Consider the following 16367-nt stretch of genomic DNA (forward strand, 5'->3'; position numbering starts at 1 on the left):
AGGAGGCTGCGCATGCGCTCCGGCGACAAGGGATCCGATTATCTACTTGGCATAGACATCGGTGGAACGAAGCTTGCGGTCGGGGTGGTGACGCGGGACGGTCGGGTGGTTGCCCAGGAGCGCATACCCACGCAGGCGAACCAGGGCCCCGACATGGTGATCGCCCGGGTGCAGGAGCTCTGCCGGACGGTGGTGCGCAAGGCGGGCATCACCTGGGAGCAGGTGCTCGCCTGCGGGGTGGGATGCGGCGGCCCGCTGGACATCAAGCGCGGCCGCGTCATGAACCCGCCCAACCTGCCGGGGTGGCTGGATGTTCCGCTGGTGCAGACCCTCGAAGAGGCCTTCGGCAGGCCCGTCTACCTCGACAACGACGCCAACGCCGCCGCCCTGGGCGAGCACCGATTCGGGGCGGGGCGCGGCGTGCGCAACATGGTCTACCTGACGATCTCCACCGGCATCGGCGGGGGCCTCATCTTCGGCGGCCGCCTCTACTCGGGCGAGAACGGCAACGCCGGCGAGATCGGACACATGTCGCTCAACGTGAACGGGCGCCCCTGCAACTGCGGCGGCCGCGGCTGCCTCGAGGCGTACGCCTCGGGCACCAGCATCGCCGCCCGGGCGCGCGAGGCGGTGGAGGCCGGCGAGTCCTCGCTGCTCACGGACCTGGCGGGTTCGCCTGACGCGATCTCGGGCGAGACCGTCAAGGAGGCGCTGCTGCGCGGGGATGCGCTGGCGCGGCGCATCTGGGACGAGACCATGGAGATCCTGGGAGCGGGCCTGGCCAACGTAATCAACATTTTCAACCCCCAGCGCATCGTGCTGGGCGGGGGAATCACCAATTACGGCGACCTGCTCTTCGTTCCGGTGCGGCGCATCGCCCTGGCGCGCGCCATGCGGCCGCTGGCCAGCGCGGTGGAGATCGTGCCGGCGGAGCTGGGCAACGACGTGGGCATCCTCGGTGCTGCAGCGGTGGTGCTGGAGCGTCTGGAGGCCCGGACGGAGGTGGAGACGCATGTCTGAGCAATTGCGCAGCTACCTGGCCGAGCACCTGTCCGTCGCCCTCCAGATGGAGTCGCTCCTGCCGCAGGTGGAGGATGTGGCGCAGGTCATCTGCCGCGCCCTGGAGCAGGGCGGGCGGATCTACGCCTTCGGCAACGGGGGCAGCGCCGCCGACGCACAGCACTTCACCGCCGAGCTCGTGGGCCGCTACCGGCGCGAGCGGCGGCCGCTGCCTGCGGTGGCCCTGACCACCGACCCCTCTGCGGTGACCTGCATCGGGAACGACTACGACTTCGCCGACCTCTTCGCCAGGCAGGTGGAGGGGCTGGTGCGCCCCGGTGACGTGGTGGTGGGCATTACCACCTCCGGCAACTCCGAGAACGTGCTGCGCGGCCTTGAGGCCGCCCGGCGGCAGGGGGCGGTGACCGTAGCGCTCACCGGCGGCTCGGGTGGCCGGGTGGCGCCGGTCGCCGACCACGCCCTGGTGGTGCCGTCGGGGACTACCGCCCGCATCCAGGAGATGCACATCCTCATGATCCACATGATCTGCGAGCGCATCGACGACTGGGCGCTCGCCGGGAGGCAGGACGGGTGAGCCAAGGAAAGCGCCTCTGGCAGATCGGTCCGGCCGACCTGGTGGACAACTACCGGCGGCCCGACCTGACGGGATCCGTGGTCTGGGACGCCGCGGCCCCGGCCGGCACCCGCCGGTGGCCGCTCTTCCACCCCAGCGAGGCCGACCCCGACGGGGGTTACCGCCCTTATCCCTATGTCATCCAGTTTGCCCTCCCCGATGAGCCGCAGGGTGCCTACCTCCTGCGGCTCTGCCATCTTGCCATCGCCCCGCGGCTGGCCCACCTGGAGGTGGCGGTGAACGGCGTGGCCGGTACCGTCTACCTGCAGCCGGAGCCGGCCCGGTCCGGCGAGATCCGGCTGCACGCCGGTCTGCACACCACCATCTACGCCGAGGGCGTCGCCGAGGTGGTGCTGCCGGCGGAGCTGCTCCGGCGCGGCGCCAACCAGCTGGTACTGACCGCCCGGGACGAGGGGGAGGTCCTGCGGGTCGACCGCCCCGAGGCCATCAAGCGGCTGGACCGGATGGCCAACGGGGCCGGTTTCGTCTACCAGGGGCTGGAGCTCCTGCAGCTGCCGGCGCGGCCGGACGGCGGGGTGCACCGGGTCTCGGCGGTGCCCACCGTGCTCTGGCGCCGGAACCGCGCCGGCGAACTGGTGGAGCGCTGCTGGGTGGTGATCGAGCTGGCCGGGGCCTGCCCCGCCGGAGAAGTCCTGCTGACCCTGCGCGAGGGCGAACGGGTTGAGGAGTACCGCCTGCAGTTGCCGGAGCGGCCCTTCGGCCACATCCGCCTGCCCTTCGACCTGTTCGACGGCCAGGGCGAGGTGCAGTGGCGGCTCGAGGGGCCCGGCTGGGCCCGGGAAGGGCGGATGCGCCGGAAGCGCAAGTGGCGGGTCTACGTGGCCCCCCACGCCCACACCGACATCGGCTACACCCACCGGCAGTGGGAGGTGGCGGAGCGGCTGTGCCGGAACATCGACTTCGCCCTCGACCGCCTGGCCGCGCTGCCGGAGGGCCAGACCCGGTTTGCGTACCACCTGGACTCCACGTGGGCCCTGGAGCACTACCTGCAGACGCGCAGCCCGGAGCGCATCCGGCAGCTCGTCCGGGCGGTCAGCGCGGGCAAGATCGGCGTGGCCGGCAACTACGTGGACCTGCTCACCCACCTGGCCGGGCTGGAGGATCTGATCCGGAACCAGGCGGCGAGCGACCGGATGCTTCGGCCGCTGGGGATCGCCGCCCGCTTCAACGCCGTGGTCGACGTGGCCTCGATCACCGGCGCCGCGCCGACGATCCTGGCCGGGTCCGGCATCCGGTACCTGGTGCACGCCAACAACCAGGACCGCGGCCCCTTCCGGCTGAACGGAAACCTGCACCGGCGCTCCCCCTTCTGGTGGGAGGGGGCCGCCGGGGGCCGGGTGCTGGTCTGGCTGTCCAAGATGTACTGCGAGCTGCGCAAGGTCTGCGGTTCGCCGCCCGTGCCCGACGCCGCCGCCTGCGGGCTCGAGATGTGGCTGGCGGAGTACGAGCGGGAGGATTACCTGCCCGACGCCGTCCTCCTCTACGGGCAGGAGGCCGACAACACCGACCTGGACCCGCAGCCGGCCGACTTCGTGCAGCGCTGGAACGAGACGTACGCGTACCCGCGGCTGATCGCCTGCGACGTGGCCGAGTTCTTCGATGAGGTGGCCGGGCGCTTCGGCGACCGGCTGCCCACGGTGCGGGGCGACGGCGGCGCCTACTGGGAGGACGGCGCGCTGAGCTCCGCGGCCGAGACGATCCAGGTGCGCCAGGCCCAGGCGAGCCTGCCCGCGGCCGAGCGGCTGGAGGCGCTGGCGGCGATCCACACCCCCGGCTGGGCCTTCCCCCTGGACCAGTTCGACGAGGCCTGGCGGCAGTTGCTGCTCTACGACGAGCACACGTGGGGCGCGTTCCTCAGCTGCACCGAGCCAGACGCCGTACTGGCCCGGGACCAGTGGGCCGTCAAGGAGGGCTTCGCGCGCGGCGCCGCGGACTGGGCCCGGCGGCTCCTCCACGCGGCCGCCACCCGCCACAGCCTCAACTGGAACAACGACGGCCGGGAGGTCGTGGTCTACAACCCCCACAGCTTCGCCGCCGGCGGCGCGGTGCAGGTGGAGATCGAGCCCGACGAGGTGCCGGTGGACCCGGCCACCGGGGAGGCCGTGCCCATGCGGACGGTGCGGCGGCTGGCCACGCAGGCCCTGGTGGAGCTCTGGATCGAGCCGCTGCCTGGCCTCAGCTACAGGCGGCTGGTGCTGCAGCGGCGGCAGGCCGGAGAGCCGGAGGAGGCCGGGCGGGCTGAGACTGCCGTTCCCGCAGGGGAGCAGTCGCCGGCCGTGGAGCGGAGCGTGACTGTCGAGACCGGCACGACGGGGTTCGACGAACCTGTCGTGCTCGAGAACGACTTCTATCGCGTGTCGGTCGACACAGCCAGGGGCGCGATCGCCAGCTGGTTCGACAAGGCGCTCGGGAGGGAACTGGTCGACGCGGCGGACCCCTGCGGTCTCGGCCGGCTCCTTTACGCCCGGGGCGGCGAGGGCACCCGGCTGGTCTCGAACCAGGCCGACCTGCCCGACGGCGACCCCGAGGTGCTGGACCGGTTCCGTCCCACCGGCTGCCGGATCGAACGGCACGCGCTGGGACAGGCCCTGGTCCTCACCGGCGAGGTGGAGGCGGGCGAGCTCACGCTCACCGTCACCCTGCCCCACCGGGCGAGGTGGGTCGACCTGGCGTACCGGTACCGCAAGGAGGCCCGCCGCGCCAAGGAGGCGGTCTACGTCGCCTTCCCCACCGCGCTGGCCGGGGCCGCCGTCCTGTCTGACGGCCACCTGGGCTGGGTGGACTGGCACCGGGATCAGCTGCCCGGCGGCTGCAAGGAGTGGCTGCCGCTGCAGACCTCCATCCTGCTCTCGACCGAGGAGGCGGAGATCCAGATCTGCTCGCCGGACATCCCGCTCTTCACCGTGGGCTCCGTGGTGCGCGGCCGGTGGCCGAAGGAGATGGACCTGACCGGCGGGAAAGTCTTCTCGTACGTGATGAACAACTACTGGCACACCAACTACAAGGCCGAGCAGGGCGGCGAGATCGCCTTCCGCTACCGGCTGACCAGCGGCCGGACCATCCCCCGGGACAGGGCCTACCGCCTGGGCTGGACGACCCGCCAGGGGCTCTACGCCCAGCGGATGTCGTTCCAGGACTTCCGTCCGGTGCGCGCGCCCTACGCAGATCCTTCGGGCGGCCGGCTGGCGGAGGTGGGACCCGAGCAGGTGGTGCTGACCGCCTTCGCCCGGGCGCGCTGGGCAGGCGGCTACGTGCTGCGCCTGCAGGAGATCGCCGGAGGGGCCAGGACGGCGTACGTGCGCATCCCCGGGAGGCGCATCGCCCGGGCTTGGCTGACCGATCTGCTGGAGCGGGAGCGGGCGGAACTGGCGCCCGGGCCCGACGGTTCGCTGGCGGTGCCGGTCCCCGCGTGGGGCCTCACAACGGTGCGTATTGAGCTGGAGGAAACGAACGAGGGAGGCGCCGAGCCTTGAAGCAGGCGAAGCTGCACATGATCGGGAACGCCCACATCGATCCGGTGTGGCTCTGGAAGTGGCAGGAGGGATTCCAGGAGGTCAAGGCGACCTTCCGCTCCGTGCTGGACCGCATGAACGAGTACGACGACTTCATCTTTACCGGCTCCTCCGCGGCCTTCTACGCCTTCGTGGAGGAGAACGACCCCGAGATGTTCGCCGAGATCCGGCGCCGCGTGCAGGAAGGCCGTTGGGTGATCGTCGGCGGCTGGTGGATTCAGCCCGACTGCAACATCCCGGGCGGCGAGTCCTTCGTGCGCCAGGGGCTGTACGGCCAGCGGTACTTCCGCTCCCGCTTCGGCGTGATCGCCCGGACCGGCTTCAACCCCGACAGCTTCGGCCACGCGGGCAGCCTCCCGCAGATCCTGAAGAAGAGCGGTATGGACTACTACACGTTCATGCGGCCGGGGCCCCACGAGAAGGGGTTGCCGGGGCGGCTCTTCTGGTGGGAGTCGGACGACGGCTCCCGGGTGCTGGCCTTCCGCATCCCGTTCGAGTACCTCACCTGGAGCGGCGACATCGAGAAGCACGTGCGCAAGTGCGAGGGCGAGGCGAAGGAGCCGTTCAACGAGATCATGTGCTTCTACGGGGTGGGCAACCACGGCGGCGGCCCCACGAAGGCCAACCTGGACTCCATCCGGCGCATGAACGGGGAGGCGGACTTCCCGGAGCTGGTGATGAGCTCGCCCGACCGCTTCTTCGCGGCGCAGCTGGAGCGCGGCCTGCCGATCCCGGTGGTGCACGACGACCTGCAGCACCACGCCAGCGGCTGCTACGCCGCCCACAGCGGCATCAAGCGCTGGAACCGCAAGGCGGAGAACCTGCTGATCACCGCGGAGAAGTTCTCGGCCCTCGCCCAGCGGCTCACCGGCCAGCCCTATCCGACCGATATGGAGCGGGCTTGGCGAGCCGTGCTCTTCAACCAGTTCCACGACATCCTGGCCGGCACGTCGCTGGAGGAGGCCTACGAGGACGCCCGCGACCTCTACGGCGAGGCGATGGCCATCGGGGCGCGGGCGCTGAACCACGCCATCCAGTCGGTGGCGTGGCGGGTGAAGATCGACCACGTCGAGGGCAGCAAGCCGGTGGTCGTCTTCAACCCCCACGCCTGGCCGGCGAAGCTGCTGGTGGAGATGGAGACCGGCGGCCTGAAGGAGGAGCACGTGCTGCTGGACGACCAGGGGAACCAGGTGCCCTTCCAGTTCGTGCGCTCCCACGCCACCGTGACCGGCTGGCGCCGGCGGGTCAGCTTCGTCGCCGACCTGCCCGCCCTGGGCTACCGCACCTACCGCTTCGTGCTGCGGGAGGAGCCCGGGCTGCCCTTCCCCGAGGTGAGCGCCACCGACACGGTGCTGGAGAACGGCCGCTTCCGGCTGGAGATCGACCCCGAGACGGGCTACATCAAGCACCTCTACGACAAGAAGGCCGACTTCGCCGTCATCACCGGCGGCGGCGCCCGGCCCGCGGTGATCCACGACCCCAGCGACACCTGGAGCCACGGCGTGCTCAAGTTCGACGACGAGGTGGGCTCCTTCACGGCGACCCGGGTCCGCCTGATCGAGCGCGGGCCGGTGAAGGCCACGATCCGGGTGGAGAGCGCCTGGGGCAGCTCGACGGTGATCCAGGACTTCAGCCTCTACCGGGAGCTGGAGCACATCGACGTCGCGGTGACGGTCGACTGGCGGGAGCAGCACAAGGTGCTGAAGCTCCGCTTCCCCACCAACCTGCACTTCCCCAAGGCCACCTACGAGATTCCCTACGGCCACATCGAGCGGCCGACGGACGGGGAAGAGGAGCCCGGGCAGAGCTGGCTCGACCTCTCCGGCGTGGTGCGGGGCACCGATGGGATCTACGGGCTCTCGCTGCTCAACGACGGGAAGTACAGCTTCTCCGTGGCGGGGAAGGAGCTGAGCCTGACGGTGCTGCGCAGCCCGATCTACGCGCACCACGACCCGTACGTGCCCACGCCCGACGGCGTCTACACGTACATGGACCAGGGCGTCCAGCGCTTCACCTACTCGCTGCTGCCCCACGAGGGCGGCTGGGAGGAGGCGGGCACGGTGCGCCGGGCGGCCGAGCTGAACCAGCCCGCCGTGGCGCTCCTGGAGACCTATCACGACGGCCCGCTGCCGCCCGCCATGTCGTTCCTCTCCGTCGACGCGCCCAACGTGATCGTCAGCGTGGTGAAGAAGGCCGAAGAGGGCGACGACCTGATCGTGCGGGCCTACGAGACGGATCGGGTCGCCACCAGTGCCACCATCCGCATCCCGCTGCTGGGCCGGGAGATCGAGGCCCGGTTCGGGCCGTGCGAGATCAAGACCTTCCGGGTGCCGACCGACCCGGCGGAGCCGGTGGTGGAGACCAACCTGCTCGAGTGGACGGAGGAATGAGCGCGGCGCCGGCGGCCGTTCGCCCGGCTGGACGGGAGGAGCAGCGCAGCGCTGCGCGGACTCGGCGTGATGCCGGGGATGCCGGCCGACTGCCATCTACGGGGGGTGCGGGGCTGATGGACGACCTCAACATCCGGCCGCTCGCGGCCGACGAGGAGGCGCCGATGGCGCTTCTGCTGCTCGCCGATCCGTCACGGAAGGCCGTGGAGAGCTATCTCCGCCGCGGCCGGTGCTACGTCGGCGAACGCGCCGGGCGGGTCATCGCCGTCTACGTCCTCATCGACACGCGGCCGCACACGGTCGAACTGGTGAACGTGGCTGTGGCGGAGGCGGAGCAGGGCAGGGGCATCGGAAAGCGGATGGTCCTGCACGCCGTTGAAACCGCCCGCTCTCTGGGGTACAGAAGCCTCGAGGTGGGAACGGGGAACTCTTCGTTGAACCAGCTGGCGCTCTACCAGAAGTGCGGGTTCCGGATCGTGGGCGTGGACCCCGACTTCTTCACCCGCAACTACCCCGAGCCCATCTACGAGAACGGGATCCTGTGCCGCGACATGATCCGCCTCCGACTGGACTTGTGAGCGCGGGGTGCGGGCGACTCCGCCGGAGGCAGAGGGCAGATCACAACGAACGAGACCCGGGCGTGCGCCGCCCGGGTCTCGTTCCGTTATCCCTTCGCCTTCAGCGCCGTGTTGACGTACTCCAGCAGCTCGTCGATCACCCCGTGGGGCATCACCTTGTCGTAGGCTTCGCCCAGCACCTGCACGAACCGCTCGAAGGCGGCGGGGCGGGCCGGGTCGCCCTGCGGGGGCAGCGGAAGCAGCGGCCGGGCCGCCTCCTTCACCGCCCGGGGCCGGCTGCCCCAGTGGGTGAGGTACTCGCCGTCCCGGGTCATGAAGACGAAGCAGGGGATGGCGCGAGAGGTCCCGTTCTCCAGGTACTGGTCCATGATGTCCAGGTTCTGGTCCCGGAAGAACCAGCGCGCCTCCATGCCCGCCTCTTCGGCCATCCGGGCGAGCACCGGCCCCGTCCGGGCGGCGTCGCCGCACCAGTACTCCTCCAGCACCAGCACCTTCAGCCCCAGCGGGCGCAGCGCCGCCAGCGCCTCCCGCTGCTCCGGCGTGAAGGTCACCGACTCGTAGATCTCCCTGCGCCGCTCCTGATGCTGCGTGGCCCCGGCCAGGTACTCTCCCCACGTGAGCCCCGTCGCGAAACGCTCCGCCGATACCACCGGCACACTGACCCCTCCTCGTGGCGAAATGCGCCTGCTGTGGTTTTGACGGCGGCGGCCCGCCCTGCGCTACGGACCCGCCGGCATTTGCGTCGCCAGCGTGCCCTGCCCCTGGAGAGTACGGTCAGAACAGTTCTTCCAACAGGTTGACCTCACGCACCCCACCGTCCGGCCCGACGCGCAGCGTCTTGATCTGGCACGGCCCCAGCTCCACCGGGACGTCCGCGCCCAAGAGCGGGATGCGCACCCGCACCCGGGCCGGCCGTCCGCAGGGCTCGTAGAGCCGCAGGATCCAGTCGTCGCCCTCCTCGGCGCGCTTCAGCGCCGTCACCGCCGCGGCGTGGGGCGGGTCGACGGAGACGAAGGACTGCACCTTCGGCAGGGCGCCCGGGTGCGCGTACTCCCGCACGAAGCTGAGCGGCTCGTTGAAGTCCTGGGCGGCCTGCACCACCGCCGCATCCCGCCAGTCGCCCTCGTGGGGCAGCAGCGCCCAGCGGCACTCGTGCAGCCCCTGGTCCAGGTGGCGGTCGGCAGGGCGGAGCGGCCGGGCGTCCCGGTCGCCGCCGCCGTGAATCGGGCTGCGCAGGATGGAGAGCCGCAGCTCGCCCCCCAGCGCGTCGGCGCCGTGCTTGCCGTCGTTCAGCAGGGCCACGCCGTAGGTGATGCGCCGGGCGGCCCGGTCGCCCGCGGCGCCGCCCTCGTCCCCCTGGCCGGCCCAGTTGGCCTCGGTGGTCTTCCCCTCCCCCGCCAGGAAGCCGGTCACGTTCACCCACTGCTGGATCGGCTCCTCCTGCCCCGCCGCCGGCCGCTCCACGAAGCCGAAGGGCACGGAGCAGGTCATCCTCGCCTCCTCCAGGGCGAAGGGGAAGGCCAGCTTCAGGAAGCGGTACTCTTCGTGCCAGTCCACCTCCAGCCGGCCGTGGATTGCCGGGCTCTCCCGGTAGAGGGTGATCTCCTGCCGGGCGGTCGACCGGCCCCAGCGCAGCGTGATGCGCCAGGTGGCCCGCACCGGGCCGTGCTCGATCAGCTGGATCTCGGGTTCGCCGAAGGCGCCGGCCAGGTGGCGGAAATGGGCACCCTTGCCCCAGGCGTTGGTGGGGTCGTCCACCACCAGCAGCTGCGCCCCGGCTCCCGCCAGCAGCTCCCGGCCCAGCCGCTTGTCCCTGAGGCTCCGCAGGGCGCCGGTGCGGGGCTCCAGCTCCAGCCGCCACCAGGCGTTCTCCATCACGCGCTCGTCGGCGGTGAGGGGGAGGGCGTCGGGGCCCGGGAGCGCAGCCGGCCGGTCGACGATCCGGTAGAGCCGGTAGCCCATGGGCGGCACGTCGGCCAGGAAGGCCACCCGCTTGCGGGGGGGCCCGGCCTCGCCCTCGGCGAACTGGTGCACCACCGGCCGGTTCTGGTCGTCCTGCACCTGCAGCTCGTCGATGTGCCAATCGTTCAGCTCCACGTCGATGACCTCTCGGCGGGGCCAGGGGCTGGGGTTGAAGACCACCACGGGCACCCCGTCGCCCAGGTCGGCCACCGCGTTGCCGGGGCCGGTGCGCACCCGGCGCATCGCCTCCTCCACCGGGTGGTCCCCGCTGCGGGTGTCGATGTGGTGGGCGATGGCCTGCATGGCGGCGTGCGCCGCGCGGCGGGCGGTGCCGGTCGCCTCGCCGATCTCGCGCTGCACATCGGCGTAGGCGCGGGGGATGCTGGTACCGGCGAGGATGTCGTGGAACTGGTTGAAGAGCAGGTGCTGCCAGGCCCGTCCCAGGGCCTCCTCCGGGTAGGCCAGGCCGAACCGGGTCGCGACCGTGGACCACTTCTCCGCCGCCGCCAGGGCCGACTCCGCCTCCCGGTTCCAGCGCTTCACCCCCGCGTGGGAGGTGTAGCAGCCCCGGAAGGTGTACTGCAGGGGCCCTGCGTAGACGGGGTGCTCCCGTGCGGCCGCCCGGTCGAAGAAGCCGTCGATGCGGCCCATCTGGAGGGTGGGCCAGTCGGGGGCGGCCATCAGCTCCCTGAGGTTGGCGATCGCCTTCTTGGTCGGCCCGCCGCCGTGGTTGCCCACGCCGAAGACCACGAGCCACTCGGGCGCGTCCGGCGGCCGCCAGTCGATGGCGGCGTTCAGCGAATCCACCACCTGGTTCGGGTTCGAGTTGTAGGTCTCGATGCGGGCGCTGAGGATCCGCGTGCCATCTGGCCCCTGCCACCAGAAGAGGTTGGATGGCAACTCTACCTCGTGGGGGTGGGGGCGCCAGAAGACGAAGTATTCGAGGCCCTGCAGCCGGAAGATCTGCGGCAGCGTGGGCGGGTGGCCGAAGGAGTCGGGCAGGAAGGCCACCCGGGCCCGGCGGCCGAACGTGCGCTGGAAGTAGCGCTGGCCGTAGAGCCCCTGGCGGGCCAGCGACTCGCCGGAGGGGATGTTCACGTCGGGCTCCACCCACCAGCCGCCCACCAGCTCCCACTGGCCGGACGCCACTGCCGACCGGATCTCGGCCATCAGGTCGGGGTGGACCTCCATCCACTGGTACTGCGCGGCGGAGCTGTGCACGAAGACCAGGTCGGGGTTCTCGCGGATGCGGTCCAGGGCGGAGCGGAAGGTCGCCTTCACGGCCTCGCACCCCTCCTGCCGGTCCCAGAGCCAGACCGGGTCCAGGTGGGCGTGGCCGGCCAGGGTAAAGGTGACCGCCTTGCTGCGCTTGCTGTTCACGAGCGGCGTATCCTCCTTCTCTCGCCCGCCGGGAGGAGATCCTCCCCGCCTGGGCGAAGGACTTCCTATAAGCATTAGACTAAGTCTCCGCATTTTCCTGGTCACCCCGGCCAGGTCATCGCAGACCGGAGGGATCGCTGTGCGGGTCTCGCTGAACGGATCGGACTGGCTGTTCAAGGGCTTCCTGGGCGAGGACTGGGTCTGGCGGGATTCCGAAAAGCCCGGCACCCGTGACGTGCGCTGGTGGTACCCCGCCGTGGTTCCGGGCAGCGTGCAGGCCGACCTGCTGCGCCTCGGCCAGATCCCGGACCCCTACTACGAGCAGCAGAGCCTGCTCTCGGAGTGGGTGCACCAGCGGACCTGGATCTACAAGAAGGCGTTCCAGGCGGACCTCAGCTGGCGGGGGCGGAGGGTTACCCTGCACTTCGAGGGCGTGGACTATGCGGCGCAGTTCTTCCTCAACGGCGAGCCGCTCGGCCGGCACGAGGGGATGTATACCACCGTCGAGTTCGAGGTGGGCCACCGGCTGCGCTACGGCGAGGAGAACCTGCTCGCGGTGGTCATCGAGCGGGCGCCGGACGAGGAGCCGCAGGTGAGCAAGACCGAGTACGTCCGCACCCACAAGGCCCGCATGAACTACTGGTGGGACTTCTGCCCCCGCATGGTCCACCAGGGCATCTGGGACGACGTCTATCTGGAGGTGACCGGCCCCGTGCGGGCGGCGGACCTCTGGGTGCGGCCGCAGCTTGCGCCGGGCTTCGGGCGGGCCGACCTCTCGGTCTCGGCAGCGCTGGATGCCGCGGACTGCTGCCTGGTGGAGGCCGAGATCGAGATCGCACACGAGGGGGCCGTGGTGGCGCGGTACAGCTCCCGCCACGCCCTGCCCCCGGGGGAGACCCGGCTGAACTTCGCCGTGCCGGTGGACCGGCCGGCGCTCTGGTGGCCCAACGGCCACGGGCCGCAGCCGCTCTACCAGGCGACGCTGCGCCTCGTCACCGCGGATGGCGCCGTGTCCCACAGCCGCACGGTCACCTTCGGCATCCGGCAGGTGGAGGCCGTGCGGAACGAGGGGGCCCCGCCGGACGCCCTGCCCTACACGCTGGTCGTGAACGGCCGGCCCATCTACCTGAACGGCTGGAACTGGGTGCCCATCGATGCGCTGTACGGCGTCGAGCGGCCGGCCAAGCTGGAGCGGCTGATCGGGCTGGCGGTCCGGGCCAACGTGAACCTGCTCCGGGTGTGGGGCGGCGGCCTGATCGAGAAGGAGCCCTTCTACGACCTCTGCGACCGGCACGGCATCATGGTCTGGCAGGAGTTCATCCTCTCCAGCTCGGGCATCGGCAACAAGCCCTCCACCGACCCGGCGTATGTGGCCATGATGGCCCGAGAGGCGGAGCGGATCATCCCCCGCCGGCGGAACCACCCGTCGCTGGTGATCTGGTGCGGCGGCAACGAGCTGATGGACCGCGGCGTGCCGCTCACCGACGCGGAGCCGGTCCTGGCCGCCCTGAAGGACGCCGTGCGCCGGCTGGACCCCGACCGGCACTGGCTGCCCACCTCGCCCTCGGGCCCGGTCTCCAACCTGACGGTGAAGGCGCTGGACGAGCACCCGGAGGGCCTGCACGACGTGCACGGGCCCTGGGAGCACCAGGGGCTCACGGCGCAGTATACCCTCTACAACCGGTCCACCGCCATGCTCCACTCGGAGTTCGGCGCCGAGGGCATGGCCAACGCGAAGGCCATCGAGGCCACCATCGCCCCGGAGCACCGGTGGCCGGCCACCAAGGACAACCCGGTCTACTTCCACCGGGGGGCCTGGTGGAACAACGAGCCGCTGGTCCAGGAGGCCTTCGGCGGCATCGGTGACTGGGTCACCCTGTCGCACGCCAGCCAGTTCCTGCAGCACGAGGCGCTGCGCTACGCCCTGGAGGCCAACCGGCGCCGCCAGTGGCGGTGCAGCGGCTCGATTCCCTGGCAGTTCAACGAGCCGTTCCCCAACGCCTGGTGCACGGCGGCGGTGGACTACTACGCCGAGCCCAAGGCCGGCTACTGGGCCGTGGCCGGCGCCTACGCCCCGCTGGCGGTGACCGCCCGGTTCGACAGCCAGGTCTGGGCGGGCCGGGAGCGGTTCGCTGCGGAGGTCTGGCTGGCCCACGCCGGCGCGCACCCGGTGGAGGGGCTTACCCTGACGGCACGGGTGGTGGGCGCCGGCGGCCGGATCTACTGGGCGCGGGAGCAGGCGGTTCAGGCGCCCGCATCCGGCGCGGCCCCCGTCCTGGCGGTGGAGGTGCCGCTGGCCGAGATCGCCGAGCCGCTCTTCTTCCTGGACCTGGCGGTGTCCGGCGCCGCCGGGCGGGTGGCTGGGAACCGCTACCTGTTCGCCACGGGGGCGGACCTGCGGCAGATGCTCCGCCAGCCCACCGTCCGCGTGGAGGTGGCCGCGGGCGAGGGCGGGGAGCTGACGCTCACCAACCGGGGGGCGGTGGCCGCCCTCTGCATGCGGCTGGACGACGGCCGCCCGCTGGACGCCCCCGGCTGGGCCTGGTTCAGCGACAACCATTTCCACCTGCTGCCCGGCGAGCGCCGGACGGTGCGGGTGGAGTGGTCCCCCGAGGCCGGGCCGGAGCGGCCGGTGGTCATCAAGGGCTGGAACACGGAGGCGATTCGCCATGGCTGAGGTGCGGGTGCGCGAGGGTGAGATCCGGGTCGGCGACCGGCTGCGGGCGACGGCGCTGCTGGAGGTGCTCCTGCCGGAAGGCGGGGGCGAGCGTGCGCTTCCCGTGCCGATCGGAGCCGGCGCCGGCGGTGTTTCCAGGGCCGAATCCGACGGTGTCCCCGGGGCCGCATCTGGCGCCGTGGCACACAGTACGCTGCTCGTCGTGCGGGGCAGGGCGCACGGGTTCGCGGCCGAGGGCGTCTGGACCCCCCGGGACGGGGAGGACGCCCCCTACTGGGACGTCGACCTCCGCGTCCGCTACGAGGGCGAGGCGCCGCTGGAGGCCGCACTGCGCGTCGGCTTCGACCTGCTGGGGACCGGCCGCCCCACCTGGCTCATCCCCGGCGCCTTCTACAGGGAGAACCGGCTGCCCCACTGCACCCGCATCTACCCCCGGTACGACTTCGCCGGGGGCGACCCGCAGCAGCTGGTCTCTGACCGCTGGGCCTTTCGGGCGGACCGGGCGGCGGTGCCGGCCGTCTTCGCCTGGGACGGCGAGGGCTCCGCGGCCCTGGCCACGGCCGAGACCGGCCCCCTGGGGATCTCCGGGGTGGGTTTCGCGGGCAATGCCGACGGAACGCGGATCTGGCTGGATTTCCCTTACCGGGAGGAGCCCGTCGCATTCCTGGCCCCGGGCACGCCGGGGCCGGCCGACCGCCCGCGCCACCGCTTCGTCCCGGGCGGGGAGGTGGTCCTGCGCTTCAGGGTCTGGATCGGCGGGCCCGAGCCCCACGCCTACGCCCCCTTCGTCCGGCAGCTGTACCGGCTGGACCGGCCGGTCAACCCGCTGCGCCCCTGGATGGGCCTGCGCCGGGCCGCCGAGCTGACCGCCCACGGCCTCCACCGCTGGCACTACAAGCCCGAGCTCGCTATCCTCTGCGAGACCGCCGCCTTCGACCGCGAGGCCGGCGCCCCGGACCGGCCCAACATGCACGTGGGCTGGGTGAGCGGCACGCCGTGGCTCCACGCCCTGCTCGAGTACGGGCGCGCCCAGGGCCGGGCGGAGTACGTGGACGCCGCCGTGGCCGTGATGGACAAGATCGCCTCAGGCCTCGCGCCGGCGGGCATCTTCTGGGGCGAGTGGCGCAGCGGCCGCGGCTGGAGCCAGGGGTGGACCCCCAACAAGGGCTGGGTCCACGCCCGGACCATCGCCGAGGCGGCGCTCTTCACGATCCGCGCCCTCGCGGCGGAGCGGGCCCGGGGGGTGGATCACCCCACCTGGGCAGAGGCCGTGCGGTCGAACCTGGACTACGTCTGCCGCGTCCAGCGGCCCGACGGCGCCCTGGGGGCCTACTACCACGCGGAGACCGGCGAGGTGATGGACTGGGACGGCGCCGGCGGCCTGCTGTGGATCGCCGCGCTGCTGGAGGGTGCGGAGCTCCTGGAGACGGCGGCGGAGGGAGCCCACCAGAACCAGGCCGCGCGGTTCCGGGATGCCGCCCTGCTGGCCGGCCGCTATTACCGGCGCTTCGTGGACGAGGCCTACATCTACGGCGCACCGGAGGATGTGCACCTCTGCCCGACCAGCGAGGACGGCTACAACGCCGTCATCGCCTACGTGCGGCTCTACGAGGAGACCGGGGACCCGGAGTGGCTGGCGGTGGCCCGGCAGGCGGCCGACTGGACGATGACCTTCCGCTGGACCTACAACCTCGCCTTCCCGGAGCACACCATGCTCGCCCAGTTCGACTTCCGCTCCCGGGGCGCAGACCAGGCCTCGCCCTCCAACCAGCACCTGCACAACTACGGCCTCATCGCCCTGCCCGAGATGGTGCGCCTCTGGCGCCACACCGGCGACGACTACTACCTGGAGCGCACCCGGGACAACCTGGCCTGCTTCCTCCAGTTCATCGCCCGGGCCGACGGCGATTTTAACGCCTACAGAGGCATGGTGACCGAGCGCTACTACAACACCAACTGCTTCCAACCCAAGGGGATGCTGCTCACGCTCTCCCACGCCTGGAGCGTGGGCGCCGTGCTCTACGCCGCGCAGGAGGCGGCACGGTACGCGGCCCGCTGGGGGATCGACTTCGGGCTGCCGGAGGAGTAGGAGCGGGACCGGCCGCGATCTGGCGCAACGCGAAGGGGCTGTCCCAAAAGTCATCGAGGATGACTTAGGGACAGCCCCCTTTTCTTTTTGTCTAAATACAAAAGAAGCCGCCCTTCTGTTACAAT

General features: G+C 71.4%; 9 protein-coding genes. 7 read left to right on the forward strand and 2 right to left on the reverse strand.

What is annotated here, in order from left to right; all coding sequences use genetic code 11:
- Nucleotides 1-12: 12 nt before the first annotated feature.
- The 5 genes from J2Z79_RS08950 to J2Z79_RS08970 all read left to right on the forward strand — a co-directional run bounded on the left by J2Z79_RS08950 (nt 13) and on the right by J2Z79_RS08970 (nt 8134).
- A complete protein-coding gene (locus tag J2Z79_RS08950) occupies nt 13-1020 on the forward strand; it encodes an ROK family protein (RefSeq protein WP_209466522.1) in 1008 nt (335 codons plus the stop codon).
- Nucleotides 1013-1594, forward strand: a complete 582-nt coding sequence (locus J2Z79_RS08955; RefSeq protein ID WP_209466523.1) for a D-sedoheptulose-7-phosphate isomerase — start codon at nt 1013-1015, stop codon at nt 1592-1594. Before J2Z79_RS08950 ends, J2Z79_RS08955 begins: the two co-directional genes overlap by 8 nt.
- On the forward strand, nt 1591-5127 hold the full coding sequence (locus J2Z79_RS08960; RefSeq protein ID WP_209466524.1) for a glycoside hydrolase family 38 N-terminal domain-containing protein: 3537 nt from the start codon (nt 1591-1593) through the stop codon (nt 5125-5127). Before J2Z79_RS08955 ends, J2Z79_RS08960 begins: the two co-directional genes overlap by 4 nt.
- A complete protein-coding gene (locus tag J2Z79_RS08965) occupies nt 5124-7556 on the forward strand; it encodes an alpha-mannosidase (RefSeq protein ID WP_245302481.1) in 2433 nt (810 codons plus the stop codon). The genes J2Z79_RS08960 and J2Z79_RS08965 overlap by 4 nt, the downstream gene beginning before the upstream one ends.
- 116 nt (nt 7557-7672) lie before the next feature.
- Nucleotides 7673-8134: a GNAT family N-acetyltransferase gene (locus J2Z79_RS08970; RefSeq protein WP_209466525.1), complete on the forward strand. Its 462-nt coding sequence runs from the start codon at nt 7673-7675 to the stop codon at nt 8132-8134.
- Nucleotides 8135-8220: 86 nt separating this feature from the next.
- On the opposite strand, the gene J2Z79_RS08975 is transcribed toward J2Z79_RS08970, so the two are convergent.
- Both J2Z79_RS08975 and J2Z79_RS08980 read right to left on the reverse strand, forming a co-directional pair.
- Complete coding sequence (locus tag J2Z79_RS08975) at nt 8221-8790, reverse strand: thioredoxin family protein (protein ID WP_209466526.1); 570 nt, start codon at nt 8788-8790, stop codon at nt 8221-8223.
- A 118-nt stretch (nt 8791-8908) separates the two neighbouring features.
- On the reverse strand, nt 8909-11476 hold the full coding sequence (locus J2Z79_RS08980; RefSeq protein WP_209466527.1) for an alpha-mannosidase: 2568 nt from the start codon (nt 11474-11476) through the stop codon (nt 8909-8911).
- Nucleotides 11477-11615: 139 nt separating this feature from the next.
- On the opposite strand from J2Z79_RS08980, the gene J2Z79_RS08985 reads away from it, so the two are divergent.
- Both J2Z79_RS08985 and J2Z79_RS08990 read left to right on the forward strand, forming a co-directional pair.
- Nucleotides 11616-14153 carry a glycoside hydrolase family 2 protein gene (locus J2Z79_RS08985; RefSeq protein ID WP_209466528.1) on the forward strand — a complete coding sequence of 846 codons (2538 nt, stop codon included), beginning with the start codon at nt 11616-11618 and terminating at the stop codon, nt 14151-14153.
- Complete coding sequence (locus tag J2Z79_RS08990) at nt 14146-16242, forward strand: beta-L-arabinofuranosidase domain-containing protein (RefSeq protein ID WP_209466529.1); 2097 nt, start codon at nt 14146-14148, stop codon at nt 16240-16242. Before J2Z79_RS08985 ends, J2Z79_RS08990 begins: the two co-directional genes overlap by 8 nt.
- Nucleotides 16243-16367 lie beyond the last annotated feature (125 nt).

The sequence above is a fragment of the Symbiobacterium terraclitae genome (genome assembly GCF_017874315.1).
In the GTDB taxonomy this organism is placed as follows: Bacteria; Bacillota; Sulfobacillia; order Symbiobacteriales; family Symbiobacteriaceae; genus Symbiobacterium; species Symbiobacterium terraclitae.

Coding starts and splice junctions, on each gene's coding strand:
- J2Z79_RS08950 (WP_209466522.1), top strand. CDS start 13: ATGCGCTCCGGCGACAAGGGATCCGATTATCTACTTGGCATAGACATC.
- J2Z79_RS08955 (WP_209466523.1), top strand. CDS start 1,013: ATGTCTGAGCAATTGCGCAGCTACCTGGCCGAGCACCTGTCCGTCGCC.
- J2Z79_RS08990 (WP_209466529.1), top strand. CDS start 14,146: ATGGCTGAGGTGCGGGTGCGCGAGGGTGAGATCCGGGTCGGCGACCGG.
- J2Z79_RS08970 (WP_209466525.1), top strand. CDS start 7,673: ATGGACGACCTCAACATCCGGCCGCTCGCGGCCGACGAGGAGGCGCCG.